The sequence below is a fragment of the Ruegeria pomeroyi DSS-3 genome (assembly GCF_000011965.2).
GTDB lineage: Bacteria > Pseudomonadota > Alphaproteobacteria > Rhodobacterales > Rhodobacteraceae > Ruegeria_B > Ruegeria_B pomeroyi.
Window position 1 is genome coordinate 1097525 of sequence record NC_003911.12, and the last position, 23957, is coordinate 1121481.

Genomic DNA, 23957 nt, shown 5'->3' on the forward strand with positions numbered 1-23957 from the left:
CTCACAAGCCAAAAGGAGCGTTTGCAGTTGTTGCCGAGGTGAGTTGGCTTGATCAATTGCGATGTAGGGTGTGGCGAGTTAGCCTGTGCGTATGGGCAAACGGTATACGACCAAGAATTACCGCCAACGCTTCTCCGGCAACGTCACCGAGGAGGACGGGCGTGTCTTCCTGTTTGGCTGCGAAGAAGTCGGACCTATTCAGCTTGAAGGCAGATTCCACTTCTTCAAAGGTGAACTCTCTGAAGAGGCATGGGAGCGGGTGCGCAAGCGGCACAAGTTGTCGAAGAAAGTTCGACATACCTGCTATTCTTGGGGCGTGCGCAAGGGTGAGGGGCGCAAGTTCGGCGGACCTTGGACAAGCCCGACATTCAACGTAGGCGTGATCTACGCTCATAACCACTTTGGCAAACAATAGGGCGTTTCAAAACATCGCCCTTGTGACATCCTTGTAATGCCCGACGCGCGCTGGGAAAAACACTGGTTTTCCAAGTGTGTTAGCGTCTTGCCCAAGGCATTTGTAATCAGTAGGTCCGCGGTTCGAGTCCGTGTGGGGGCACCAGATCACTCGTTGATCATCCTTTTTTCAACGATACAAGGCCGTTAGCTCTTCCCGAAGGACACATTTCGGGGCACAAAAGGGGCACATAGGATGGTTGCGACGGTGAAGCTCAGGCACGTTGATAGGACAGACTCGGGTGGCTGGCGGTATCGTCGCCGCGTCCCGACACCTCTTGTCGAAGTGACAGGGAAGGCTTGGTTCCGTCATTACTTCGAGGCCAAGACGGAAGTCGCGCTGGTCGGGGAATACCCGAAGGCTGAGGCGGCGTTCGCCAAACTGGTCAAGGAGGCCAAGGCCCGCCTGTCCGCTGTCGAGACCCGATCTCCTCGTGAAGCGTGGTTCGCGGCCCGGGTGTAAGCGGATGCCATGAGTTCGGCGGTCGTGGGTCTTGAGAACGACGACGACGATTACGATAGGCGCGAGGTGGTCGCTGAAAGCCTGCGCGGGGTGCCTGACAAGGCCTTGACCGTCGTGGCCCTCATGGACCCCGAGAGGCCAGCCCCCGTACATACCCTGCAGGATGCCCGAAACATCTACCTCAAGGAGCGGCTTGGGGATGATGAAGACGGGCGGAAGCGGGTGGACAGGGTGTTCAAGCGGGTCGAGGAGGCGCTGGGCGATTTGACCAAGTTGCCGTTGTCGGGTCTCAAACGGGAACACGCCCGTAAGGTCCGAGATCACATGTTGCAGTCCGAGAAGAAGGGCGGTGGCACGTTGTCCCCGGCCACGGTCGAGAGGGAGTTAAACCTCGTTACGGCTGTTGTCTCGTTGGCGTTGCGGGAGTTCGATCTTGCTGGGGAAGTTGCGAACCCGTTCGAGAAACTGCCCGTGGGGTCTGCCGGTAATGAGGCGCTGAAGAACGAGAGCGACAAGCGCGACCCGCTGCCCGCTGATGTGATCAAGGCCATGCGGGAGAGGCTGTCTAGCGGCGCTGTCCGGTTACCTGAGATAGGCCTGATCTGGCGTCTCCTCGAAGGCACGGGATGCCGTATGTCCGAGGTAACGGGTCTTCTTGTCGATGATGTGGACGTAACAAGCGACCTGCCTCACATCCGCATCCAGTGGAACGAGGACAGGCGCTTGAAGACCCAAGTCTCCATCCGCTCGGTTCCTCTTGTCGGGGATGCTCTGGACGCTGCCAAGGAAGCCCTTGAGTTGTCCCGAGAGGGCAGGGCGCTGTTCCCCAGATACAGCGGCAAGCGCGGCGGTGATGGGGCTTCTCAAATCCTGATGAAGCACCTACGCACGATCACCACGAACCCCCGCCACACGAACCACTCATTGCGCCACAAAATGAAGGAACGGCTGGTGACAGCAGACGTGTCCGAACTGGTTCAGAACTTCCTCCTTGGGCACACCCTTCGGGGCGAGGGAAACACGGCTTACGGGGGCGAAAGGGCCAAGCTGGTGGTGACCACGAAGGCCTTGAAGAAGGCGCTGGGTCTGCCTGAATAGCCCCGCTTTCCCCGTCTTCCTGATCGAGGTCAATACGTCGCGGGTGACCCACTCTTGGAATGGCTTGGCGTCCGCCTTGTCGCTCCGGGTGATCAGCTTGTAGAGGCCACTCTCGGACAGCATAGTTGTGTGCCAAGTGGACCCGCAGAATAACTGAGGGTGCGTTTTCTTGGTAAGGACACGCTTCTCGTCCTTGGCGACATTCACTGTCCACCTTGAAGTTCCTGCACTCATATCCATCCCCAATGCTCTACAAGCATCGTTGGCATAGAACCACGGCTCACCGTCGATCTGCACCACCCGCAGGGTCATCCCGTTGAAGTCGTAGGTGCTGACCTCGGGGGTCTCCTTCGATCCAATACGGGGCGGTCTGACTACCCCCTAAGTAGCTTTGATCTACTTTGGTGGTCTCGTCGGCCAAGGTCGGAAAAAACCCCGCAGGTGCCCGCTAAGGCTCCCACGAGGGTTCACTGTAGTTCACTGTCAAGCCAGCGGGTCGGGCCTCAAGAGGCGCTGGAAGGTCTCTCGACGCTCCCTATCCATCTGCTTCTGCCGCTCCTTCGCCTCCTTCATCAACCGCTGCTGGTGGTGATGTTCGGCGTTCCGTCTCATCCCCTCAGCGGCAACTTCAGCACAGGACTTCAGTCCCGCTCCGAGGTGCTTGGGCTGGGAGATGTTGCAACCGGGGTTGAAGGGCCTGTCGTGGCTCATGCTGCGAGGCTTTCTGTAGGGGGCCGTTCCAGGGGCCTTTGAGGGCGCTTCGGGGGGTTGACCCATGCGGACAGCGAACGGGGTTTGGATGCGGGGGTAGAGCCGCGCTGGAGGACCACCACGGTCGAGGGGGAGACCCCCGCCGCGATGATCATCTTCATCAGCTTGATCGAGGCATTCCCGTCGTGGACAACCTCCATGTCCCCTTCGATCCCGTAGAGAGCAGCCGAAGCTGCCTCCAAGCGGGCGCGGTTTATGGGCCTGTATTCGTTGGCGTTGCGGTACTTCCTGACGGTGTCGAGGGCGATGATGGTCATGGTCTTCTCCTCCGTCAGATGAACCGGATGATGCCCTGATGGACAGCCACCTCGAAGGGTATCTTCCCGAAGTCGTTGGTCACCACAATCAACCTGCCTTTCCCGTCGCTCTCCCAGCCATATCCGGCCTCGTCGAGAGCGGCCTTCACATCGTCCTGCATGAAGCGGTCTGCCTGCCAGAGGAACCGCTCCTTGGCCTCGTCGATGATCTCGAAGCCTTCGTCGATATTCCCCAAGACCAGCTGACGGGCTGCATGGGTGAACTTGCCGAGGCGCTGGAGGTCGGACTTGAGGAATGCCTCGAAGGCATCCCCGTCGATACCCGAGGCTTCGATGCGCTGGGCAACGGCGTCGTAGAACCCTTGGTGGGCCTTGTTGACGATCTCGGCCATCTCATGGGGTTCCATGTTGGCTGCGGAGGCCAGCTTGCCGATGGTGTTCGGGGAGACTTCGCCGTGGTTCAGGATTTCATCCATCCCCCTGATAGCATCCCCCTGAAAGCAGCTCTCGACGATGGTCTTCATGGCAGCTTCGCCTTCTTCACTGAGGGAGAAGGTATCGTCGCTGTCGCTACCACTGGCCTCCCCCTTCACCGAGGAGGCATCAGGCTTTCCCGGCAGGGCACCTGCAGTCGGGTCTTTCAGGTCCGTCTTCCGGGGTGCATCGCTATAGGAGCCGTTAGGGTTGCGGACGAGGAACCCGAGGTCAGCCGCGATGGAGGTCATCCCACCGGGCAGCGTCACCTGGTCGGAGCCACGGACGGCGCGGTTGACGATCATGTGGCCCCCTTCGGCAGCAGCGGTCTCGATGATCGACCCTTTGAAGCTGCGGTCTTGGTATGCCTGATACTCGCCGTTGTGCTGTTCAGTGACACGGGCGGGGCCACCGTTGAAGGGCATGTGAACTTCCCGGCTGACCGTGGTGTCAGGGCGGCTCTGACGAGCGGTGATCTCAGCGATCTTCTCGGGGGTTGCGATGTTGGAGGTGCATACTTCTTGTTCGCCAGAGGCGGTAATCCAGCCGTTGGACATGGTGATATTCCTTGATCGAGTTGAGTTTCAGATGGCGAGGAGGACGGCCTTCGCGTCTGCGAGAGACCAGTCCTTGGGGATGGGGTGGCCAGTCAGGTGCTGATGTGAGGCCAGAACCCTCATGGTCCGGGTGGCGTGGAGGGCGGAGGAGATGCCACCCTCGGGGAAGGCTGCCTTCAGCTGCCATACGGTCAGCTTCGGGTTCACCCTCAGGTGCTCCCAGAGGGCCTGCATGCGCTGGTCTTGGGGCTGTTCCTGTGACCTATGCTGGGGCTGTGGCGGCTCATCGCTTGGCTCGGCACGACGGCCAGCGAACTCCTTGCGGGCCTCCAGCAGCGTGTTGAGGTGCGCGTCGAGGTCACCCTTGGAGACCGGGATGGGGGTTGGTTGAGGGGGCACTGGAGGGGCCTCTGAGGTCTCCCTCAAGGATCTCTCCATATACACTGCGAATGCCGCCAGTGCGGCCTTACGTTGCGGTTTCAGCTGCGCCACCCCGACTTGACCAGACCATCATGCAGGCGCTGCTGTTGTTCCGCTGCTGCGACCTCGTCTTCGGCATCCTCGGCCAGCCGTTCGACCAACTCGGGCAGAGTGATGGACATGGCAGCCGCGATGATCTCAGCCGGGGGCAGGCGAACGCCGGTCTTGGCCTCGTAGTCTTCGGCAATGAGGTCACAGGTGATCTGCACCTCGTTGCGGATACGGATGGAACGCCACCAGACCGGCACGTTCCGGTCCTGCCGCTTGCTTCCAGCGGTCTTGTACTTCTCGTCGAGCGGGGCAAACCGGGGGCCACCGAAGGCATGGACGAGCTGACGACGGAGTTCCGAGGTGAACCGGGACCGTTTCTTCTGGGAGCGGGTGGGGAGGGTTTCGATAATGGACATGGGAGTTCCTTGGTGATGGATGGAGGTCGGTGAGCAGTTGCGCTGAGGGCCGTTTCAGGGGCCTTTGGACTGCTCTGGAGGGAGAACCTGCGGACAACCCCAGAGGCCACTGAATGGGCACCTGAGCGGGCTGCTGGAGGGTGGTTAGGCGCTGGGTCAGGCTGCAACTGCTGGTGCAGCGGCAGCATTCCATGGGACCGGGCGGTGTGCCGTCATCGGTCGGAAGTCATCAAACAGGTCGATGACAACAAGATCATCATCAAAGTCCTTCCGGGCACGACGAGCTGGCTCCGTGCCGATCTCGATCTCGTCCTCGCGTAGAGGCCCGCAAGACAGGAGACCATGGTAATCCCCGTGGGGCCGGAGCGGGTCCAGAGGGCGTCCTTCGCTGTCCTCGTCGATGGCCTTCACGACCTTCCTGAAGACCGTCTCAATGGTTTGCTTCGGGGGCACTGCAGGTGACCAGTGGGCTGCATCGTGACCTTTGAGAACTTGTTCCGTCAGCCACTCGGTGAACCCGATGGACCTGATCGGGTTGAAGTCCTTCACCTTGCCCTCGGCAAACATCATCACCGCCCTCGGGCTTATCAAGCTGCCCCTGTTGCGGCGACCGTCAGAGAACCTGAAGGGGGTGTTGGTGATCTTGATGATGTCGGGATGATCTACCCGACGCAGGGCGCGGCCAGTGTGCTTGGTCTCTGCGGCATTGAAGCCCATGACCTCCATCACCTGATTTCCAGACAACCAGATGTTGCCGTTGGTCTTGATGATGTCGATGTGCTTGGGGCCGTCGGTGTCTTCGTAGACGGCGGTGTTGTGTTCGAAGGTGTCAGCGAACAGGGCCTAACCTTCATGATCGACGATGTCGTCCATGTCTTCTTCCTTATGTAAACCTAAGGGCAATGGCGGGTATTTAATGGCGGGTATCTCCGCTACGGTGTGATGAGGAGGAGAACTTCGCCTCGTCGGCATTGTCCGACAGGCAGAGAGAGGAACCTGATGGTCACCTTCATCATGAAGGGTCTCGATCAGAATGCTCCATCATGGGGCAGACCATGGAGGAGATGTTCACCTAGAGGGCACCTAAATCTTCGTCTCCTTCGGCGGAAGCCGAGCTGGTCTTCACCACGAAGTGGGATGTTCAGGTTCTCCAGTGAAACTGGGTCTCACTGACGGTGCACCTACAATAGGGCTTCTTCTTCAAGACGAGTGCGAAGCCGACACCCCAAGGCCCTTATATAAACCTAAGGGCAATGGCGGGTATTTTCTGGCGGCTATCTCTTAACGGTCCCCCATCACGGTCACTATTACATATGCGGAGGCGGATTGGCTGATCAGGGCCGTGACAGGTTTCGAAAAGGGGATGGATTTCACCCCACCGAAGGCACGTACCCCGAAGAAAAGCCCCCCAGATCACAGCCGTCATCGCCTAGCCACCCCCTCGCGGCCCCGTGAATGCCGCGTTGAGGTGACCGCTCGGGCCGTGATCGTGGGAAGCCTGATCAAGGAATGGCTCATGTTCGCCAGACAGGACGCGGTGGAAGCTCCGCGACTCCTATAGGGCTAGGGACCGGGTTAATTGTGGCAGGTTCTGTGGTGCCCGTGATGGGAACCGGAAGGGGTGCCTTGAGGGCCTTGTTTTGTTGGCTGAGAGGCTACCCAGGGTGTGTGATCAGTGCCGCCAGCCGGGCCTCACGACACACGGGCGACACACTTTCAGGCGCAAATCGGGCCTCTCGTCACCGTTTTGCGTCACCATCAGGCTGAACCCACAATGCACTATGAGGATGCCACATATGTATGATCTGGGGACATGATCGAGCGGAGTAACGGGTGGAAGAGGTTGCGGCCACCCTCTAAGGTGACCGCTGAGTGTTCCTAGCGGGCTGCAACACGGGCCTTGTGATAGGTCACCATCAGGCTGACCCCCGGAAGGTCGATGATGAACTCTCCCGGCGCTGGGCGGCTGAACAGGTTACGGGAAGGGACGGACTCGCGCTGAGCGACGAACTCGAAGCGACCGAGGCGGAAGTCGAAGATGATCATGGGGTGTTCCTTGCGTTGATGTGAAGGCGGGCATGGTGCCTCGTTCCCTCTACATCGGCGGCGCAAGGAAGATAGTCAAGTCGTTGTTTTTGCTGCACTTTAGGGGAATTCCCGTAGGTGGAGCTAACGGGGTCCAGAGGGTGCCCCCACGGGGGGATGCGCGGTGCCTCTCTATCTATCTTGGCCTGTCGGATTTTTGCAGTGAAATAATCCGGGGTTGCAAATACGCGGTTGCTCTGGAGAGTTGTCATTAACGGCGAAGGTAAGGGCCGCGATAACAATGGGCTAGGATAGATGACGACCGACGAAGATGAGCGCAACCGGTTGATACACAACGAGAGAATTCAGCTTATTGCCGGTGACCGAATGTCGTTGAGCCACGGGCTTTTCTTGGTCGGCGGTTTAGGCGTCTGTATCCAGGTGTTTCTATTCAGTGAGGGTGTCCAGCCCCTTGCAATACTGCTCGTTTTGGCCAGCTTCGTCGCATCCCGTTGGTATTTCGGTCTCGCCTTGAAGGCTATTGAGGAACTCAAGTGAACCGGTCTTCGCCTAGGCTGACGCCTATATAGGAAGAGTAGATGGGCTGTGGGGTAAAGCCACTTGCCTCAGGGGCACATTTCGTGCACCTTCAAGGACACATTAGGGAACAGCCTTTCGGCTAAGTATCTGAAAAGAAAAGGTGAACCAGTCGGTTTGATCTTCCTGCCTTCCCGTGTGGGAGCACCATTTTCAAAGGCTTAGAGGCGGAAGGCATTGCCAGGGGCAAGGGTTTCTGCCTGACGGATCGCGGTCCGGATTGGTCGGCGCTCATATCGGATCGCCACCCGGCGCTGGTCCGCGAGCCTGTTGAAACCGATCTCGATCCGGGTGCGGCGCTTGTGGTTCCTGACCGGAGTCTGCGCTGCAACATCTGCCTGGGCCAGGGTCAGCGGGCTTGTCCATCGTGTCGAACGAGGGTGAAGCCCTCGTCCTCTGTCGGCGGCACGAAATGCGCCGTGAAGCGGCGGAACTGTTCCTCGGTCGCGGCGAAGGCATGGCTTCCCTCGGCGTTGCGTGCGCGAAGCCGGTTCAGGCAGGTGTCGTCCGCCACATCCAGATAGTGCAGCTGATGCGCCGCGCCGCTGGCGCGCACGATGTCCGCCATCCATCTCCGCTGTGCCAAAGTGTTGGCGGCAAAGTCCAGAACCACCGTCAGGCCCGCATCCAGCAATGCGGTTACATGCAGCGCCATGATCGTGCGCAGCCTGGCAGAGTAGCGCAGATAATCCGCTCCATCCTGAATTTGCTCGCCATAGAGGGCGTCAAGCCATGCGTCCTCGGAAACGAGGATCGTGTTCGGGGCGCAAGCAAGCTCTGCGGACAGCGTCGATTTCCCGGAGGCGATTTTTCCACAGACCATATGCAGCATGGGTTTTTGGGGTGACATGTCCTGACTCCGAAATTCGGCCAACAGCAACGCGCCAAAGAAGGGCCGATTGCCGACTCAGGCCAGTCGCGTTTGAGACTGTGTAAACCAGACAAGCCCGAAGAGCATCATCGTGGCGGCCAGTATGCAGGCCAGCATGCGTATGGTGTTCCACATGGTCCATCGCGGCAGATAGGTGCCGGTCCAGAAATCGCGGGTCGCTTCTGCCGACAGGTCCATATCCGCAAGCGCCTGATTCATGGGAACATTGAAGATCACCGTGATCGCGAAGCAGCCGAACAGATAGACCAGCGCCCCAACGAGGATGAGCGTTCCCGGACCACCCGCAAGATAGAGCGCGCTATGGACCATGATGAAGGCCGAGATCGCAGCCATCCCCAGAAACAGCGTCATGAAGACCCAGCGAAAGACCTCGCGATTGATGACTTGCATGGCCTCGATCCCGCCTGTTGCGCTGGTCAGGGCAAGGGCGCGCATGATGAAGTCGGAAAAGGCCAAGAATACACCGCCAAGGACCGCATAGGCGAGGATGGCAAACTGGGTCAGCACGAAAACGAGCGGGGACATGATCGTTCTCCCTTTTGGGGCGATAGCGGTCTTGCTTGATGCACCACCGCCGGGTTTCAGTGTTTGGGGCGGCCAATGGGGTGCTTTGCGCGTATCGGTGTGGCGCCGCGGCCAAAGGCCAGAACGCACAGCGCCGCAATCGCCAGTTCGAAGAGCAGTGCGCCGATGATCGGGGCAGAGGGCAGGCCGTCGACGATCACTCCGATGATCCGCCCCGCCGGGAAGGCGAGGAAGATGGTCATGGCCGCAGCCTTGGACAGCGGCGTCAGCGCGGCCCGCCAGAGACCGGCCAGGATCAAGACACCAAATGCCGCCAGGCCTGCAGCAGGCGCGCGCAGTTCGCTCAACAGGCTTGGGTCATCGCCCAGGATGATGGCGTAGCTGGCAAAGAACGCATGAGGTGCGGTCAGAATGCAGGCGCCGATGCCGACAGCCGTCAGGCCCGAGGCCCAAAGGGCGGTCTTTTCGAGAACGGTGAGAGCCATTTGCAACTCCTTTCGATTGCCGGGGACCGTCAGGCCGCGGCCGTCCAGAGGCCCTGCGAGGCCGCCGCAGCGGCAAACGCCGCAAAGTCGCGCGGTTTGCGCCCAAGCGCGCGTTCAACCCCATCGCTCACATAGGCGTTGCGCCCATCGAGGGTCTCGCGTGCGATCGCGGTGAAGACATCCGCGACGAATTCGCCCCCCGCGGCCGCGACATTGGCGTGGAAATCCTCGAAACTGATCGGCAGGTGCCGGATCGGGCGCCCTGTTGCGGTCGACAATACCTTTGCCATCTCCGCAAATGTCATCAGGCGCGGGCCGGTGACTTCGTAAAGCTGACCGGCATGTCCGTCTTCGCTCAATGCGGCGACAACGACATCGGCGATGTCATCGATGTCGATGATCGGTTCGGCGATGTCGCCGCCGGGCATTGGCAGAACCCCCGCCACGACAGGATCTCGCAGATAGCCTTCGCTGAAGTTCTGCGCGAACCAGGCGGCGCGCACGATGGTGAAGGGAATCCCCGAGGTTTCGACAACCTTCTCACCAAGGCGTGCATGATGCTCGCCACGACCCGAGAGCAGCACGATCTGGTCAAGCCCGCTGGCCGCCGCCACTTTGGTGAAGGCTTCGAGCTTTTCGACGGCGCCCGGAAAGGCGAGATCGGGAAAATAGGTCACATAGGCCCGCGAGACACCGCTCAACGCTGGCGCCCAGGTTGCCGGGCTTTCCCAATCGAACGGAATTTCCGCATGCCGAGAGCCGCGCCGAACGGCGGCGCCCTTCGCTTCAAGCTTTGCCGCGACGCGCGATCCGGTCTTTCCGGTGGCGCCGACGACAAGGATGGGACGGGTTTGCATGGAGCTACTCCTTGTTCGATACAATGATCAGGAGATAGCCGGTGCGCCGCCCACAGATATTGACCGCCGCGGCCAGGGTTTTGACCGATCATGCCAATCGCGCCTGTGACATGGCGGTTAGGCGGAGGTATCATCGGGATATGCAACTCGACCGACCACTTCGCAGGCTTCGCACATGGCCTATGTAACCTCTCTTTTCGCGCGAAAGATGGTGGCAGCCGCCGGGGCGGGCATCGACCAGCGGGCCACGCTGGAGGGGGCGGGACTCAATCCCGATGCGCCCTGGGATCCAAAGGTCATGATCCCCGCGACCACCTATTACGAGATGCTCGAAGACATGGCCGAACAGACCGATGTGACCGAGCTTCCGATCCATGTCGGGGCTTCCATGCGCTGCGACGAATATGGTGCGCTCGGCCTCGCGTGGAAGGCCGCGCCGACGCTGGGGGCGTCCTGCGCGCGGATCGCGCGATATGCCCGGATCTGGACCGGCGTTGTCACTTACGAGCTGCGCGAGCATCCGCAGGGCACCCTTTTCATCCTGCACCGCGAAGGCGAGCGGCGTCTGGGCCTGCGCCTGTCGAACGAGGCGACGCTTGCCAGTGCGGTCGCGCTTGCGCGCCAGGTTTGCCCGGTTCCGTTCAGCCCCCTCGCGGTGTTCGTTCAGCACAAGGCGCCAGAGTCCAAGGCCTTTCACGAGGCCTGGTTCGAATGCCCGGTCACCTTCGGGGCCGATCTCGACGCGATCCTGATTTCCCGTGAAGCCATGGAGAGGGCAAACATTCTTGGCGACGAGGGCATCTCGCGGTACCTGATGTCCGATCTCGACGGCGAGCTTGCCAGGGTTCAGATGCCACCTGCGGTGGTGGGGCAGGCCAAGGACGCGATTGCGCAATCTCTGAACGCGGGCACACCACGTATGGCCGATATCGCCCGGGGGCTCGGTCTCAGCGCGCGTTCCTTTCATCGCCGCCTCTCGGAACACGGCATGAGCTTTCAGGCCCTGACCGAGGAGACCCGTCGCGAACTGGCCGAAGGCCTGTTGCGGGATGAACAATATTCCCTGGCCGAGGTTGCCTATCTGACCGGCTTCTCCGAGCAGAGCTCTTTCACCCGAGCCTTCAAGCGCTGGCTCGGCACGACGCCGGCCAGCTATCGCAAAGCGCTATCGTGAAACACGCGCCCGCGCGGGGCATGAGGCCGCCCCGGCTTGCCGGAGCGGCCAGCGCGTCGGGGATGGTGCTTGGCGGCACGCGACAAGATCGCTGTCTGCCCGGGCGAAGCGGGCAGGGGTGCTTGGATGACTTGAACGGGTGCAAGGGCCGCGTTCAAGCCCCCTCCCACCGTCTCAGCAGCCAGTACCACTGATCCGGATTCGCCAGAATCCGGGCGGACAGGCTGTCGTTAAAGGCACGGGTCATGGTGACACTGTCGGTGCGGGCAATCGGCGCTTCGAAGATCACCTGCACGGCGTCCCCGTCCTCGATGCGAATGCCGTAGGCGGGGATCATCGGAACGTCGTATTTGAGCGCGAGTTGCGCAGCAGACAGCGATGTCAATGCATCCACACCAAGAAACGGCAGGCGAACACCTTCCGGGTATTTCTCATCCAGCAGGATCGAGATGATCCCGCCGCTGCGCAGGTGACGCACAAGCGCCATTGTCCCGGCGCGACCCGTCGACAGGATCGGCGTGCCGCCCGCTTCGATGCCGGCCCGAATCCTGCGCGCGTAATGGGGGTTCTTGTGGGTGCGGATGATGGCTCCGCTTTCCATGTCATGCATCTTGAGGGCGGCGCGAATTGCCTCCCATTGCCCGAAATGGCCTGAAACGATGATCGCCCCCTTGCCGGCGGCATGGGCGGTTTTCAGCGCCTCGAGGCCGGGGCCTGAGATCCTGAACTTCTGGTGCTGGGTCTGAAATTCCGCATCGTGATAGAGTTCGAACAGGGTTCTTCCCATATGCCTGCCCATGCTCTGGCCCAGCTTAGCGCGTGCGCCGCGCGTCATCTCGGGGAACACGCGCCGCGCCTCGCGATCGAAGCGGTTCCTTGCCGGGGGAAACCAACGCATCACAGCCGCAAAGGTCGCCCCAAGGCTGCGGGAGCGTTCATCGAAAGACCGCCATTGCGACAGGGTCAGCGCCGACCACAAGGGGAAGTATCGGGCGTGATGGATGAAGGATTTCAAAGATGCGGATGACATGGTGCTGTATCGCCGGTTTGCACGGACAAACCAATCGGAAAGTGAGCCGGCACCCTCTCATCTCGACAGGGCCGGGGCAGCGCCTTGAGAGGGGCGGAGCCGGACCCACCGGGGCAGGCCCGCAACAGGTGGACCCGGCACAGGCGGAGCGGTCTCTTTTGCGCCGGGCGGGGGTCGTCAGCGGGCAGGGCCGGTGAGTCAGCCAACCGTCCCCGGGGGGCGGGGCTTGTGATCGGAAACCCGAAGGTGCGCCATCTGAAAGCCCGATCACGATGTACGGAAAAAATCTGCGGTCCGGTGACTGCCCCCATCACGATCGGAATCGCCCGTGGCAAGGACACCGGATGCAGCGCGCCGGAAATCCGACGGGCGGCCTGGAAACTCGGGGAAGGCGGGTAGGTGCGCACCCCTGTTCGGATGTCCATTGCCCGCTGCGCTTCGGTAAAGTGCCGACCTTGCGGCGCGCGCTGCCGGTCGGGCATGGGATCGCGGTGGCCACGTCGAATCGGGGCGTCTTTGCCGTCAAGTTGGAAAAGACAAGATTTTGGACGCTCTGAAACGCCTCTTTCGTCAATATTCCCTCTTTGCGCCTTATTGTTGCCGGTTTCTCAACGGATCAGCTTGTCAAGTAATTTACGAAAAATTGCAGACATCTGAAAATTCAGCGGTCGCAAAGCAGTGAAAGGGGAGCAACGGAATGGCACTCAATACGCTTGTAGATACTTCAATTGAGGCGGATCAACAGGACGATCTGCAGCCAGGCACAACGTTGCTTCATGGCCAATATACCATCACGTGCTTTCTGAACAATGGCGGATTTGGCATCACCTATCTGGCCAAGGACAGTCTCGACCGGACGGTGGTTATCAAGGAATGTTTCGCGGATGCATTCTGCCGCCGGACCAAGACATTGGTCAGCGCCCGGTCGCGTGCACATCAGGGCGAGCTGAAGTCGATTATCCGCCACTTCATCCGCGAGGCGCAGAGCCTGTCCAAGCTCAAGCATCCCAACATTGTCGGTGTGCATCAGGTGTTCGAGGACAACGATACCGCCTACATGGCGATTGATTTTGTCGATGGCCGCGACCTGCAGGACATTCTGGATGATCCGAACGCGACCCTGACACCTGAACAGATTGTCAACATGACCCGTAAGCTGTTGTCAGCAATAGGTTATGTGCACAAGGAAAACCTGCTGCATCGCGATATTTCCCCGGACAACATCCTGCTGACCAAGGACGGCGAGCCGGTTCTGATCGACTTTGGCGCCGCCCGCGAGGAAACCAGCGCCGATGGCCGCAAGCACTCTGCGTTGCGGGTGGTCAAGGACGGCTATTCGCCCCAGGAATTCTACATCGCCGGCAGTGATCAGGGGCCCTGGAGCGATCTTTATGCGCTCGCGGCCTCGCTTTATCACGTTATCCGTGGCGAGGCGCCGGTGAACGGTCAGGCCCGTCTGGTCGCCATCGCGGAACAGCGCCCCGATCCCTATGCCCCCCTTGCAGGCGATGTGAAGGGATATCCCGAAGGTTTCCTGGAAGCCATCGACAAGGCGATGAACACCAAACCCTCGACCCGCCTGCAATCCGCCGAGGACTGGCTGGCCATGCTGGACGGCAACCAGACCGCGCCGGTTGCGCCGGAAGCTGTAAATAACAACACGGCTCCGGCCACGGAACAGAAGCAGCGCAGCCGTCTTCCCGCCGTTTCTCTGCTTGCGGTCGTGGCTGGTCTGGGCGTGGCTGGTTTCGTCTTTTATGGCAATAATAAGGCGGAAAAAGGGGCCGAACTGGCCGCTCCCGTAGCGGCGCAACCGGTAAAATCCGCGCAGACCGAACCGGTGGCAGGCGGGTCGTCCGAGGCGCCGACCGCAGCCAAGCCGACAAGCGAGATCGCAGTCGCCATTGCGCCGCCGCCGGAACCGGCCGCCAAGGATGCCCCTGTCGCAGAGGTGACCAGCCAAGCGGCTGCGCCCGAGATTGCCGCCGTTCCTGCCGAAACTGCGGTGGTCGCCGAACCGGCGCAGACAGCGGCACCCGCCGCGGACACGGCAGCACCCGCTGCCACTGAAAGCGCGGCCGCAGATGCGCCCGGCGTGGATGCCGAACAGGCGGCTGCCGACAGCGACAAGATCATCGCGGCCGCAGCCGCGCCAACCGAAACCGCGCCTGCCGTCGAAGCACCCGAGGTGAAGGCCGCACCGGCTCCCGGTCACGAGGTCACCTATGCCCTGTGGGATGTCTCGATCCCCTTCGAGTACGAAGAGAAGATCGTGCGCAAGGCCCAGGTGGTCTCGATCACCGGTATCGGAACCGAGACGGATCTTGCCAAGACAGGCGCCTGGATCGCGCCGGGGGTGGAGATCATCACGGTCAACAACCGCCCCCTGTCGACGGACTCGCGGTTTGCGACACAATTGCTGAACGCCATGCAGATCGATCCCGACGGCTATACCCGGGTCTCCATCCGCTACAAGGACGCGGAAAACAAACGGTTTGAAATGGGATTGCTGGCCGTGCCGGTTCTGCGCCGGACCGGTATGACCGGCGGCCTGCAGTTCGAGGCGGGGATGCAGGATGGCGCATGGGTCACCGTTGTCAGCCAGGTCGCGGCAGAAGGGGCAGCCCAGTTTCAGGTCAGCGATATCCTGTTGCGCGAAACCACGACCGGTTCCCGCCTGACCACAGCTGATGGGCTGAGCGAGATCATGCAATCGCTGAAGGAGCGCGATGCCGCAACCGCCAGTTTCGACATTCTGCGCGACGGGCAGCCGGCCTCGGTCGAGCTGAAACTCGCCGGGCACGACTGACCGCCCAAGCCTCTCCACACCACGCTGAACATCACGCGGCCCGCACATATCGCAGGCCGCCACCAAGAGAGCTTTGCCTCTTTGACCTACAAGGACTGAACGAATGCGGAAGACAACGATACTGATGGGCGCCTCCCTGCTTGCAATCGCGGCAGCAGCACAGACGGCCCAGGCACAGCAGGCCTGTGAAATCTACCAGGTCGCACCGGGCGACAACCTTCTGAAACTGACCCAGAAGGTCTACGGCCATATCGATTTCAATGTGATCTATAGCGCCAATGCGGCTGTCATCGGACACAACCCGAATATCATCAAGACCGGATCAAAGCTGCTCCTGCCCTGCGCGGATGGCAGCCTGCCCGGAACGACCGCTGCCGAGGAGAAGGCCCCCGCTGTCACCACCCAGGCCGTGGTCGTGAACGACACCGCCGAGGCGGCCGACGCTGCCGCCGTGGCGCAAGCCCTGGCCGCCGCAGAGGCCTCGGTCGAGGCGCAAACCGCGCTGGAAACACAAGCCGCGCTTGAGGCACAAGCGCTGCGCGATGCCGAGGCAGCGGCACAGGCCGAGGCAGCGGCGCAGGCCGAGGCAGCGGCGCAGGCTGAAGCAGCGGCGCAGGCTGAAGCGGCGGCACAGGCTGAAGCGGCGGCACAGGCCAAAGTGACTGCCGAGGCAGAGATCGCCCCTGAAGCCCCCGTCGCGGTAACGCCCCTCGTTCCCGCCGATCCCGAACCGATGGTGCTGATCACCGGTAACGACTTTCCGCCCTTCACCGGTGAAAACCTGCCCGGGCGGGGCCTGTTCACGCAATTGATCGAAACCGCCGCCCTGCGGGCAGACCCCGATACCGAGGTCTCGGTGACCTTTGTGAATGACTGGGAATCGCATCTGGAAACCCTTTTGCCCGCCATGGCATTCGAAGGGTCCTTTCCCTGGCTGAAACCCGATTGCGAGGAATACCAGCTGCTGTCCGGCGGCGACCGGTTCCGCTGCGACACCTACAGGTTCTCGGACCCGTTCTTCGAAGTGGTCGACGGCTTCTTTGCCACCTCCGGCAGCCCCTTTGTCGCCACCTTTGACTATGACGATCTGAAAGGATCCCGGATCTGCCGCCCCGAAGGCTATTCGATGGCGCATCTGGATACGGCGGGTCTGACTTCCGAAACCGTCAACTTCTACCGCCCGGTACAGGTGGCCGAGTGTTTCACCGCGCTGGCTGCGGGCGCCGTCGATGTGGTTGCACTGGACACGCTGGTCGCCAGCGACACGCTCGCCACCATGGGGCTGGCCGGCCAGATCCTGGAAAACCCGAACCTGGGCGAGGTGAAAACCCTGCACGCGATCGTTCACAAGGACCATCCCCGCGCGGAAGAGACGCTGGGCCTTCTCAACAGCGGGCTCAAGGAGATGTCGGCATCGGGCGAATGGTACGCGATCATCTCGAAAGCGCTGCAACGCGAAATTCGCCCGCTGACCAACTGAATATCACCTTGAAATCATAAGAAGAAAAATCGGTCAAATGCTCTGCCTGGACGACGGGGCAAGAACGAAAGGAACCAGATCTCATGACGATGCTCAAACCCCTGGTGCATAAGTGTGCAACCACTCTTGCCGCCGCGCTGTGCCTGGCGACATCGGCAGAGGCACAGGAGGCATGCTCCTCCTACACCGTTCAGCATGGCGACAGCCTCGGCTCGATTGCTCAATCCGCATATGGCTCGTTCGACTATCAGATGATCTTCAATGCCAACCGGAACGCTCTGGGTTCCAACCCGAACGCGGTTGAACCCGGCACGGTTCTCCAGATCCCCTGCGCGGACGGTTCAATCGCGGGGATGGAGCGGGCGCAAGCCGTGATCAAGCGGGAAGAAGCGAAGCAGGAAGAACGCGATATTCCCGAAGTGTACAATCCGCCGATCAAGTTTCTTGGCGGCAACGACTGGAAACCCTTTATGGACGAAACCCTGAAGGGTGGCGGCATGATGGTGCGGCTTTCGTCGACGGCGCTGAAACGCGGCGACAACGATCGCGACCATATCATGAGCTATATTGATGACTGGGGCGCACATCTGACAACGCTGCTGACCAATGGCGCGTTTGATGTTGCCATTGGCTGGACGCCGCCGCCCGACTGCACCAAGCGTGACCTGCTGGACGAAGCCGCGCTTTACCGTTGCGACGAGTTGGTCTTCAGCTTGCCGATCTATGAAACGGTGACCTCCTACTGGTCCCGGACCGACAGCAAATACGCTGATGTGAAGACCTGGTCCGATTATGCGGGCGCAGTGATTTGCCGGCCCGAAGGCTGGTCCACTTTCGATCTGACGCTGGAAGGGCTGGTTGATCCGGTCGTGACGTGGAAATTCATGCCCAATGCCTCGGACTGTATCAAGGCAGCAGTCGATGGCGACGTGGACATGGTATCGCTCGACCTGGAGAGCGCGCTTGGAGCTATTGAAGAAGTCCCCGGTTCCGCCGATGTGCTTCAGCCCAACTCCAATCTGTCCAAGGTGGAGCCTTTGAACTGGGTCATGCACAAGAACAATCCGCGTGCCGCTCAGTACATCGAACTGCTCAATGCCGGCCTGACCGAAATGCGCGAAAGCGGCGAATGGTACGCGATCATTTCGGACAGCATCGCGGAGTACAACCAGTTTGGAAGCTGAACGGTCCCGTCACAGGCCTGTCCCTATGGCAAGTGCCAGGGACAGGGCCGAAGACAAGACCCCAGAAATTGCCGAAGTGCGTGTGACGGTTTCCGCCAGAACCAAGCGCCATTTCGTTCCCTGCGTGCGGAACACTCCCACGCATCTTCACTCGGGCACTTGCCCGCAACCCTAGCAAGACACGGCTGAAGAGGTCGGTACCCCAAGAACGCCAACGACTTATTCGACATCGGACAGCAGTGCAAACCAAGGACTAGAACCATGATGAAATTCTCGAAAACCAAGACCCTGATCCTCGCCGGAGTGGCCATCGCCGCTTTGCCCGGTATCGCCGCAGCACAGGTTGCCTGTGCGCCTTACACCGTGAAGGACGGCGACAGCCTCGGCTCGATTGCCCAGGCCGCCTATGGGTCCTTCGACTATCAGATGATCTTCAACGCCAACCGGAACACGATCTCCAACCCCAACAGCCTCGAGGCCGGCACGGTTCTGCAGATCCCCTGTGAGGATGGCCGCCTGACTGCCAACAGCGATGTCACCGAGATCATTGCACAACAAGAGGAAAAACAGTCCAAGCGGGCCAAGTCCAGCATCTACGAGCCGCCGATCAAGATGGTGTCGGGCAACGGCTGGGAGCCCTTCACCGGCGAAAGCCTCAAGGGGGGCGGCATGCTGGTGCGCCTGGCCACCACCGCGCTGAACCGCGGCGGCAACGACCGTGATTACAACCTCAGCTTCGTGGATGACTGGAAGTCCCACTTCGACACCCTGCTGCCGCTGGGCGCCTTCGACGTGTCGATCGCCTGGTACAAGCCGAATGACTGCTCTGACCTCGAAAACACCGATTCGGACACCAAGTACCGCTGCACCCAGCTGAATTTCTCGCTGCCGATCTATGAATCGGTATCCGCCCACTGGACCACCGTTGACAACCCCTATGCCAATATCCGGGACTATGCCGATTACGCCGGTGCCAAGATTTGTCGCCCGGAAGGCTGGTCTCTGGCCGAGCTGTCCGGCCAAGGCCTGGTGGAGCCGGTGATCACCGTGCTGCATCCGACCACCGCGGTTGAATGTATCCGCATGCTGATGACCGGTGAGGCCGACATGGCGCTGCTCGACCTGGAAGGCGGCGATGCAGCAGTCAGCGAAGTTCCAGAAGCGGAAGGCAAGGTGCAGCTGAACTCCAACCTGTCGGAGCTGCAGGCGATCCATTTCGTGACGCACAAGACCAACCCGCGCGGCCGTGTCTACCTGACCCTCCTGAACAAGGGCCTGAACGAGATGCGCGAAAGCGGCGAATGGTATGCAATCATTGCCGACAGCCTGGCCGAGTTCAACAAGATCGGCAGCTGATCCGGCTTTCCTGCCATGCCCTCGTCCCCGGGGGCATGGCAGGCAGCAGGGACGGTGAAGGAACGGCGGTGCAACCGCCGCAGCATCACACCGCAAATAAGAGAAACCGGGTCTTGATGACGGCGTTCGGTTTCCGCTGACAGAGAAAAGGCAGACAACATGGGATTTTTCGGAAAACTAATCGGGCGCCAGGACCAGCTTGCTGAGCCTGACCGGATGGGCAGGCTGCGGGACTCGGACGAGGCCGCCCAGCAGGACCTGCTCAAGGCGGTCGCGCAGCAGACCCGGACCGTGGAACTGGATCTGGGCCCGTTCGCCACGGAGCGGACCCCGCCCGCAAGTGCCGCTGTACCTGCACAGGCTGCGCCTGAGGCGGCGGCCGGTATCTGGGACCTGGATAGCGCAGCCGGCTCTCCTGCGGCGGCGCCCTCCGGCGGGGCCGGGCTGCAGATTCCCCAACCCGGTGGCGAGATGCCGGACCTGACCGCTCATGTCAGCGCCGCGCCCGCCCGCAAGCGGCGCGCCAAGACCCGTCTGCTTGGGTTTGACACCTCCGATGGCCAGGTCGTCGATCTGTTCAACGCCCCCGATACCGCTGCCGCTCAGGCCCGCGATGCCCGCTTCCCCGTGGGCTGGATCGTTGTTGCCGACGGCCCGGGGTATGGCGAGTCCTTCACGCTCAAGGCCGGCATGTCGGCCATTGGCCGGGGCGAGGATCAGGCGGTTGCACTGGATTTCGGCGATACCGCGATCTCGCGCAGCAACCACGCCGCCATCGTGTTTGACCCGGAAACCGCGCAATTCTTCCTGGGCCATGGTGGCAAAAGCAATATCGTGCGTCTGAACGGTCAGCCCGTGATCAGCAACGAGAGCCTGAAAAGCGGCGATATGATCCGCCTGGGCGAGACCACGCTGCGCTTTGTTGCGCTGTGCGGTTCGGAATTCAGCTGGAGCGCCAACGGCGGGCAGGAGGCGGAACATGTGGAAATCGCCTGAACCGCGCTTTGATGTCGCTGCCGCGATCTGCCAGGGCGCCCGCGATTATCAGGAAGACGCAATCATCACCGATTTCCCCTCGGGCACGGATATCGGCATGGCCGTCCTTGCCGATGGCATGGGGGGACACGCCGCCGGGGATGTCGCCTCGAAGATGGTGGTGACCGAGGCCTTCAGCAAGCTGAAATTCGAAAGCGTCAACTTTGCCGAATACGAAACCCAGATCCCCTATCATCTGACCCATGCGGCGGCCGAGGCGAACAGTTGCGTGCACGAATATGTCCAGGACAATCCCAGTGTGCGCGGCATGGGGGCGACCCTGGTGTCGCTGGTGGTGATCGAGGATCGCCTGTACTGGCTGTCGATCGGCGATTCACCGGTCTATCTGTTGCGCGGCGGCAAGCTGAAGCAACTGAACGAGGATCATTCGATGGCGCCGCAGATCGACATGATGGTCAAGGCGGGCCTGCTGGATGCCGAGGCGGCACAAAACCATCCCGACCGCAATTGCCTGACCTCGGTCATCCTGGGCGAGAATGTGGTGCGCACGGATTGCCCCAAGACCCCGTTCAAGCTGGAGGTCGGTGACCTTGTCGTCGTCTCAAGCGATGGGCTGCAATTCCTTGAGGACGCGCGGATCGAGAAGATCCTGCAGAAGTACCGGCGCCGCAAAAGCGCCGAGATCGTCGAGCGCCTGCTGGCCGCGCTGGACGAGCTGGCCGATCCCGATCAGGACAATATCTCCTTTGCCGTGATCAAGCTCAATCACAACAAGCCGGCAACGCGGAAAATGCGCCGCAAGCCGGTGGACCTGGTCAGCGACAATTCGGCCAGCGCCACTCGCGTTGTGGCGATGAACAGCGCTACATATCCGCAACCCGCCGAAGGTGAGCCGGATCAGGGTGGTGAAGTGGTCAAACTGGCCGCGAAGGGGCGCTAGGCATGACGCAGAGCGAGACCGCGCAAACCGGCGAAGCAGTGCGGCGCGCGCTGGCAGATGGGCATATCCCCGCCCATCTGCAGGCCGCGGCCGGGGCGTTGTTGCAAAAACTGGACCAGCCCGTCGGCGTGACGCTGTTCGGCCTGCCCGGGTCGGGCAAGTCCAGTGTCGTGAACCTGCTGCTGGGGCGCGAGGTGATCCCGGCGGGTATCTCCTTTCCGACGCTGAAGATCAGCGGCGGGCCAGATGCCGCCAGCAGCGGGGTGCTGGCGGATGGCAGCCCCTTCCGCTTGTCGGGTTTCGATCCCGTCGCTTTGGCCAGCAAGGCGGCGGTCTATATCGAGGCCCGGTTGCCGCTGCCGGCGCTGAACCAGATCAGTGTCACCGAGATCGTGGCGCCCGATGCTGCCGCGCTGGAGCGGGCGGTTCCCTGGGCGGCCGACAGAACCGGTATCTCGCTGTGGTGCACACAGGAATTTGGTGCCGCCGAACAGGCTGCCTGGTCGCGCGCCTCCGAGCAGATGAAGGACAGCGCCTTCCTGCTGGTCACCAAGGCGGATGACCTTGCGGCGCAGGGCCGGTTGCAACCGGTTCTGGCGGCGCTTCAGGACGGTGCCGCCGAGCAATTCAACCAGCTGTTGCCGCTGGCCACGCTGGAGGCGCAAGCCGCGCGGCACCCGGATGGAGCGGTCGACCGTGACCGCCTGCGCCGCTCGGGCGGGCAGGCGCTTATCTCTGTGATCATGCATGAGGTGAAGCTGCAACGACAGGCGGCACTGGATCAGGCCGACAGCCTGCTCAGAAAATACCGCCCCGCCACACCCAAAGCGGACCCGGCACCAGCGGTTTCGGTTCTTCCCGAGGCCGAGGCGGTGCACGAACAGGCAGCCATGCCAGCGGTTGCCGCCGCCCCGGCGCCCAACGACGTGCAGGCACGCCCAGCCATGCCAGCCACCATCCCCCCGGAGCAGCCCGAGGCGGTCACCGCGGCCGACACACCGGTGCCGCCCCCCACCGCCGTGCCAGGGGCGGCGGCCGATCCGGCCCTTGGGCCGGAGATCCGGCAAGCCTATGATCAGGCGCTGGACTATCTCTCGGGGCAGGCGCAGAGCCTGAGCCAGACGCTGCAGACGAAGACCGCCAGGGACCACGCACCGCTTATCCGCCAAACCCTGCAATCGGTGCAATGGCTGAGCGAACATCTGGACGAATGCGGTAACGGGAGTGACGGCGCGCTGGCGCAAATGCGCGGCGCGGTCTCCGAGGCGGAAGACCTGCTGCATCTGATCCAGGTGGAAGAGGATGAAACCTCGCTGTTTGATGCCACCAGTATCTTGTTGCAGCTGAAACGGGACATGCAGGCGCAGCTTGCCGCCTGAACCCGGCCCGGCGTCGGGGTTTTCACCTTACAGGGTGAAAACCCGCCGCCACATCTCGTGCAGTCCGACCAGATCGGCCTGGCTATGGGCAAACAATGCATATTCACCGTCGGCCCAGACAACAGACACGCATAGCCCGTCCTCCAGAACCGCGCCAAGCGAGATCAGTCGCGGCGCCGCCAGAGGGGCCGCGTGTTTGGCGAACGAGGCCTGAAAACGCTCCCACTGCACATCCGCCACCTGTTGCAGGCTGGCCAGAACTGTCTCGTCCTCGGCGGCTTCCATCCAGGTGCCGTCGGTGTGAAGCAGGCAGGCGACATACAGGTCGGCACTGGCGTCGATGAAGAACGCCATCGGCCGTTCCTGCTCGGCCTGATCCAGCGCGATGAGATCCTTCAGCATGCCCAGCGGCACCCCAAGACCGGATTGGCCCTCGCTTGGCCCCGAAAACCCGGTATCGACCAGCACTGGCTGTTCCATCTGCGACAGCCGGACCAGTGCCGAGGCGACCGCCTCGAGCACATCGGGCTGGTCATGCGACAGCCCGGTTCCGATCAGCGGCTGCACCTCTGCCAGATCGCTGCTGGCCGATGTCAGCGCCATCAGGCGCCGTTCGGAAACGACAAGGGAGAGGTGGCTGTCCCCGGCCTGGAAGGTCACCTGCCGTGGCAGGACCGTGGTGGCGATCTCTTGCAGGATGGCGGGAAGGGGCGGCGGGAAAAACCCGTTGGAAATGACACGCTTGCCATCCCGGAACACGGTCTGCCGGGCAGCCAGGGCCGCCAGGTTGTCGGCAATTGCGTCGTCATGTGTCACGTCTGGTTTCCCGTTCGAAGGTCGTGAGGGCGGTGATGTCAGGCTTCGGCGCTGATGGCGGTCAGACAGTCCCGCGCCGCGCTCCGAAACCCGCCCAGATCCAGTTCCGGATCGGCAAGGCACAACAGTGCATCCGAGGGCTGCTCCGGCGCGCGAAGGGCAAGCAAGAGCCTGCCGGCCTGTTGCGCCAGGGCGATGTCGGGGGCGTTGGAACCAAGCGGCGGCGAACTGGCCTCACCCAGCAGGCAGCCCGCCTCGGCACATAGCGCGTCCAGCGCATGGCGGTCCAGCGCGCACTGGCTGTTGGCGACCAGGACCATGCCTGCCGCCAGGTCGGCATAGGCCAGCGTCCCGCAGGCGGGAAACTGAGTGTGCAACCGATCCAGTGCTTCCAATACCGTCATCTCGCTGGCCCTGCTCGAGAGGCCGGTTCCGGCCGGCCCGCAGGTCAA

At 61.7% G+C, this 23957-nt stretch carries 26 protein-coding genes and 1 pseudogene; 13 read left to right on the forward strand and 14 right to left on the reverse strand.

Going from position 1 to position 23957, the window contains the following annotated elements; all coding sequences use genetic code 11:
• Positions 1-91 precede the first annotated feature (91 nt).
• The 3 genes from SPO_RS05290 (at position 92) to SPO_RS05300 (ending at position 2014) form a co-directional block, all read left to right on the forward strand.
• Complete coding sequence (locus tag SPO_RS05290) at positions 92-415, forward strand: hypothetical protein (RefSeq protein ID WP_044027970.1); 324 nt, start codon at positions 92-94, stop codon at positions 413-415.
• Between the two features lie 234 nt (positions 416-649).
• Complete coding sequence (locus SPO_RS05295; protein WP_044027971.1) at positions 650-916, forward strand: hypothetical protein; 267 nt, start codon at positions 650-652, stop codon at positions 914-916.
• Between the two features lie 9 nt (positions 917-925).
• The gene (locus SPO_RS05300; protein ID WP_011046797.1) at positions 926-2014 is read left to right on the forward strand and encodes a tyrosine-type recombinase/integrase; all 1089 of its coding nucleotides are present in this window, start codon (positions 926-928) and stop codon (positions 2012-2014) included.
• Between the two features lie 90 nt (positions 2015-2104).
• Here SPO_RS05300 and SPO_RS23280 read toward each other — a convergent pair.
• The 6 genes and pseudogenes from SPO_RS23280 to SPO_RS05335 form a co-directional block, all read right to left on the reverse strand.
• Positions 2105-2326, reverse strand: a pseudogene (locus tag SPO_RS23280) (Bro-N domain-containing protein); the annotation flags it as partial.
• A 395-nt stretch (positions 2327-2721) separates the two neighbouring features.
• Positions 2722-3042, reverse strand: coding sequence for a hypothetical protein (locus tag SPO_RS05315; RefSeq protein ID WP_044027974.1), 321 nt, complete (start codon positions 3040-3042; stop codon positions 2722-2724).
• 14 nt (positions 3043-3056) lie between these two features.
• A complete protein-coding gene (locus SPO_RS05320; protein WP_011046798.1) occupies positions 3057-4073 on the reverse strand; it encodes a hypothetical protein in 1017 nt (338 codons plus the stop codon).
• Between the two features lie 27 nt (positions 4074-4100).
• Positions 4101-4499, reverse strand: a complete 399-nt coding sequence (locus SPO_RS05325) for a hypothetical protein (protein ID WP_144083963.1) — start codon at positions 4497-4499, stop codon at positions 4101-4103.
• 53 nt (positions 4500-4552) lie between these two features.
• Positions 4553-4960, reverse strand: a complete 408-nt coding sequence (locus SPO_RS05330) for a hypothetical protein (protein ID WP_011046799.1) — start codon at positions 4958-4960, stop codon at positions 4553-4555.
• Positions 4961-5116: 156 nt separating this feature from the next.
• Complete coding sequence (locus tag SPO_RS05335) at positions 5117-5530, reverse strand: hypothetical protein (protein WP_144083964.1); 414 nt, start codon at positions 5528-5530, stop codon at positions 5117-5119.
• Positions 5531-5617: 87 nt separating this feature from the next.
• Between SPO_RS05335 and SPO_RS22800 the strand changes: the two genes are divergently transcribed.
• Positions 5618-5851 carry a hypothetical protein gene (locus SPO_RS22800; protein WP_144083965.1) on the forward strand — a complete coding sequence of 78 codons (234 nt, stop codon included), beginning with the start codon at positions 5618-5620 and terminating at the stop codon, positions 5849-5851.
• Positions 5852-6838: 987 nt separating this feature from the next.
• Here the strand turns inward: SPO_RS22800 and SPO_RS23070 are convergent.
• Positions 6839-7006: a hypothetical protein gene (locus SPO_RS23070; protein WP_158454159.1), complete on the reverse strand. Its 168-nt coding sequence runs from the start codon at positions 7004-7006 to the stop codon at positions 6839-6841.
• Between the two features lie 294 nt (positions 7007-7300).
• On the opposite strand from SPO_RS23070, the gene SPO_RS05340 reads away from it, so the two are divergent.
• A complete protein-coding gene (locus SPO_RS05340) occupies positions 7301-7543 on the forward strand; it encodes a hypothetical protein (RefSeq protein WP_044027978.1) in 243 nt (80 codons plus the stop codon).
• 388 nt (positions 7544-7931) lie between these two features.
• On the opposite strand, the gene SPO_RS05345 is transcribed toward SPO_RS05340, so the two are convergent.
• From SPO_RS05345 to SPO_RS05360, 4 genes are all read right to left on the reverse strand, one after another.
• Entirely contained in the window at positions 7932-8414 is a 483-nt protein-coding gene (locus tag SPO_RS05345; RefSeq protein ID WP_230981774.1) for an AAA family ATPase, read from the reverse strand.
• A 75-nt stretch (positions 8415-8489) separates the two neighbouring features.
• Complete coding sequence (locus tag SPO_RS05350; RefSeq protein WP_011046801.1) at positions 8490-8999, reverse strand: DUF1772 domain-containing protein; 510 nt, start codon at positions 8997-8999, stop codon at positions 8490-8492.
• Between the two features lie 56 nt (positions 9000-9055).
• The gene (locus SPO_RS05355; RefSeq protein WP_044027980.1) at positions 9056-9484 is read right to left on the reverse strand and encodes a DUF4345 domain-containing protein; all 429 of its coding nucleotides are present in this window, start codon (positions 9482-9484) and stop codon (positions 9056-9058) included.
• Positions 9485-9513: 29 nt separating this feature from the next.
• On the reverse strand, positions 9514-10341 hold the full coding sequence (locus SPO_RS05360; protein WP_011046803.1) for an NmrA family NAD(P)-binding protein: 828 nt from the start codon (positions 10339-10341) through the stop codon (positions 9514-9516).
• A 175-nt stretch (positions 10342-10516) separates the two neighbouring features.
• Here SPO_RS05360 and SPO_RS05365 point away from each other — a divergent pair, with 175 nt between their 5' ends.
• Positions 10517-11515, forward strand: coding sequence for an AraC family transcriptional regulator (locus SPO_RS05365; protein WP_011046804.1), 999 nt, complete (start codon positions 10517-10519; stop codon positions 11513-11515).
• 154 nt (positions 11516-11669) lie between these two features.
• On the opposite strand, the gene SPO_RS05370 is transcribed toward SPO_RS05365, so the two are convergent.
• On the reverse strand, positions 11670-12545 hold the full coding sequence (locus SPO_RS05370; protein ID WP_011046805.1) for a lysophospholipid acyltransferase family protein: 876 nt from the start codon (positions 12543-12545) through the stop codon (positions 11670-11672).
• 769 nt (positions 12546-13314) lie between these two features.
• Here SPO_RS05370 and SPO_RS22140 point away from each other — a divergent pair.
• The 7 genes from SPO_RS22140 (at position 13315) to SPO_RS05405 (ending at position 22689) form a co-directional block, all read left to right on the forward strand.
• On the forward strand, positions 13315-15354 hold the full coding sequence (locus SPO_RS22140) for a serine/threonine-protein kinase (RefSeq protein ID WP_230981775.1): 2040 nt from the start codon (positions 13315-13317) through the stop codon (positions 15352-15354).
• Between the two features lie 103 nt (positions 15355-15457).
• Positions 15458-16834, forward strand: coding sequence for a transporter substrate-binding domain-containing protein (locus SPO_RS05380; protein ID WP_011046807.1), 1377 nt, complete (start codon positions 15458-15460; stop codon positions 16832-16834).
• A gap of 83 nt (positions 16835-16917) precedes the next feature.
• Positions 16918-18018, forward strand: a complete 1101-nt coding sequence (locus SPO_RS05385; protein WP_011046808.1) for a LysM peptidoglycan-binding domain-containing protein — start codon at positions 16918-16920, stop codon at positions 18016-18018.
• A gap of 264 nt (positions 18019-18282) precedes the next feature.
• Complete coding sequence (locus SPO_RS05390; protein WP_158454160.1) at positions 18283-19374, forward strand: LysM peptidoglycan-binding domain-containing protein; 1092 nt, start codon at positions 18283-18285, stop codon at positions 19372-19374.
• Positions 19375-19533: 159 nt separating this feature from the next.
• Complete coding sequence (locus SPO_RS05395; RefSeq protein WP_011046810.1) at positions 19534-20370, forward strand: FHA domain-containing protein; 837 nt, start codon at positions 19534-19536, stop codon at positions 20368-20370.
• On the forward strand, positions 20354-21310 hold the full coding sequence (locus tag SPO_RS05400) for a PP2C family protein-serine/threonine phosphatase (RefSeq protein ID WP_011046811.1): 957 nt from the start codon (positions 20354-20356) through the stop codon (positions 21308-21310). The genes SPO_RS05395 and SPO_RS05400 overlap by 17 nt, the downstream gene beginning before the upstream one ends.
• 2 nt (positions 21311-21312) lie before the next feature.
• Positions 21313-22689: a hypothetical protein gene (locus SPO_RS05405; protein WP_011046812.1), complete on the forward strand. Its 1377-nt coding sequence runs from the start codon at positions 21313-21315 to the stop codon at positions 22687-22689.
• Between the two features lie 27 nt (positions 22690-22716).
• On the opposite strand, the gene SPO_RS05410 is transcribed toward SPO_RS05405, so the two are convergent.
• Together SPO_RS05410 and SPO_RS05415 are read right to left on the reverse strand one after the other, a co-directional pair.
• Positions 22717-23505 (reverse strand): hypothetical protein, encoded by a 789-nt coding sequence (locus tag SPO_RS05410; RefSeq protein WP_011046813.1) that lies wholly within the window; start codon positions 23503-23505, stop codon positions 22717-22719.
• 38 nt (positions 23506-23543) lie between these two features.
• Positions 23544-23909: a hypothetical protein gene (locus tag SPO_RS05415; RefSeq protein ID WP_044029055.1), complete on the reverse strand. Its 366-nt coding sequence runs from the start codon at positions 23907-23909 to the stop codon at positions 23544-23546.
• Between the last annotated feature and the right edge of the window lie 48 nt (positions 23910-23957).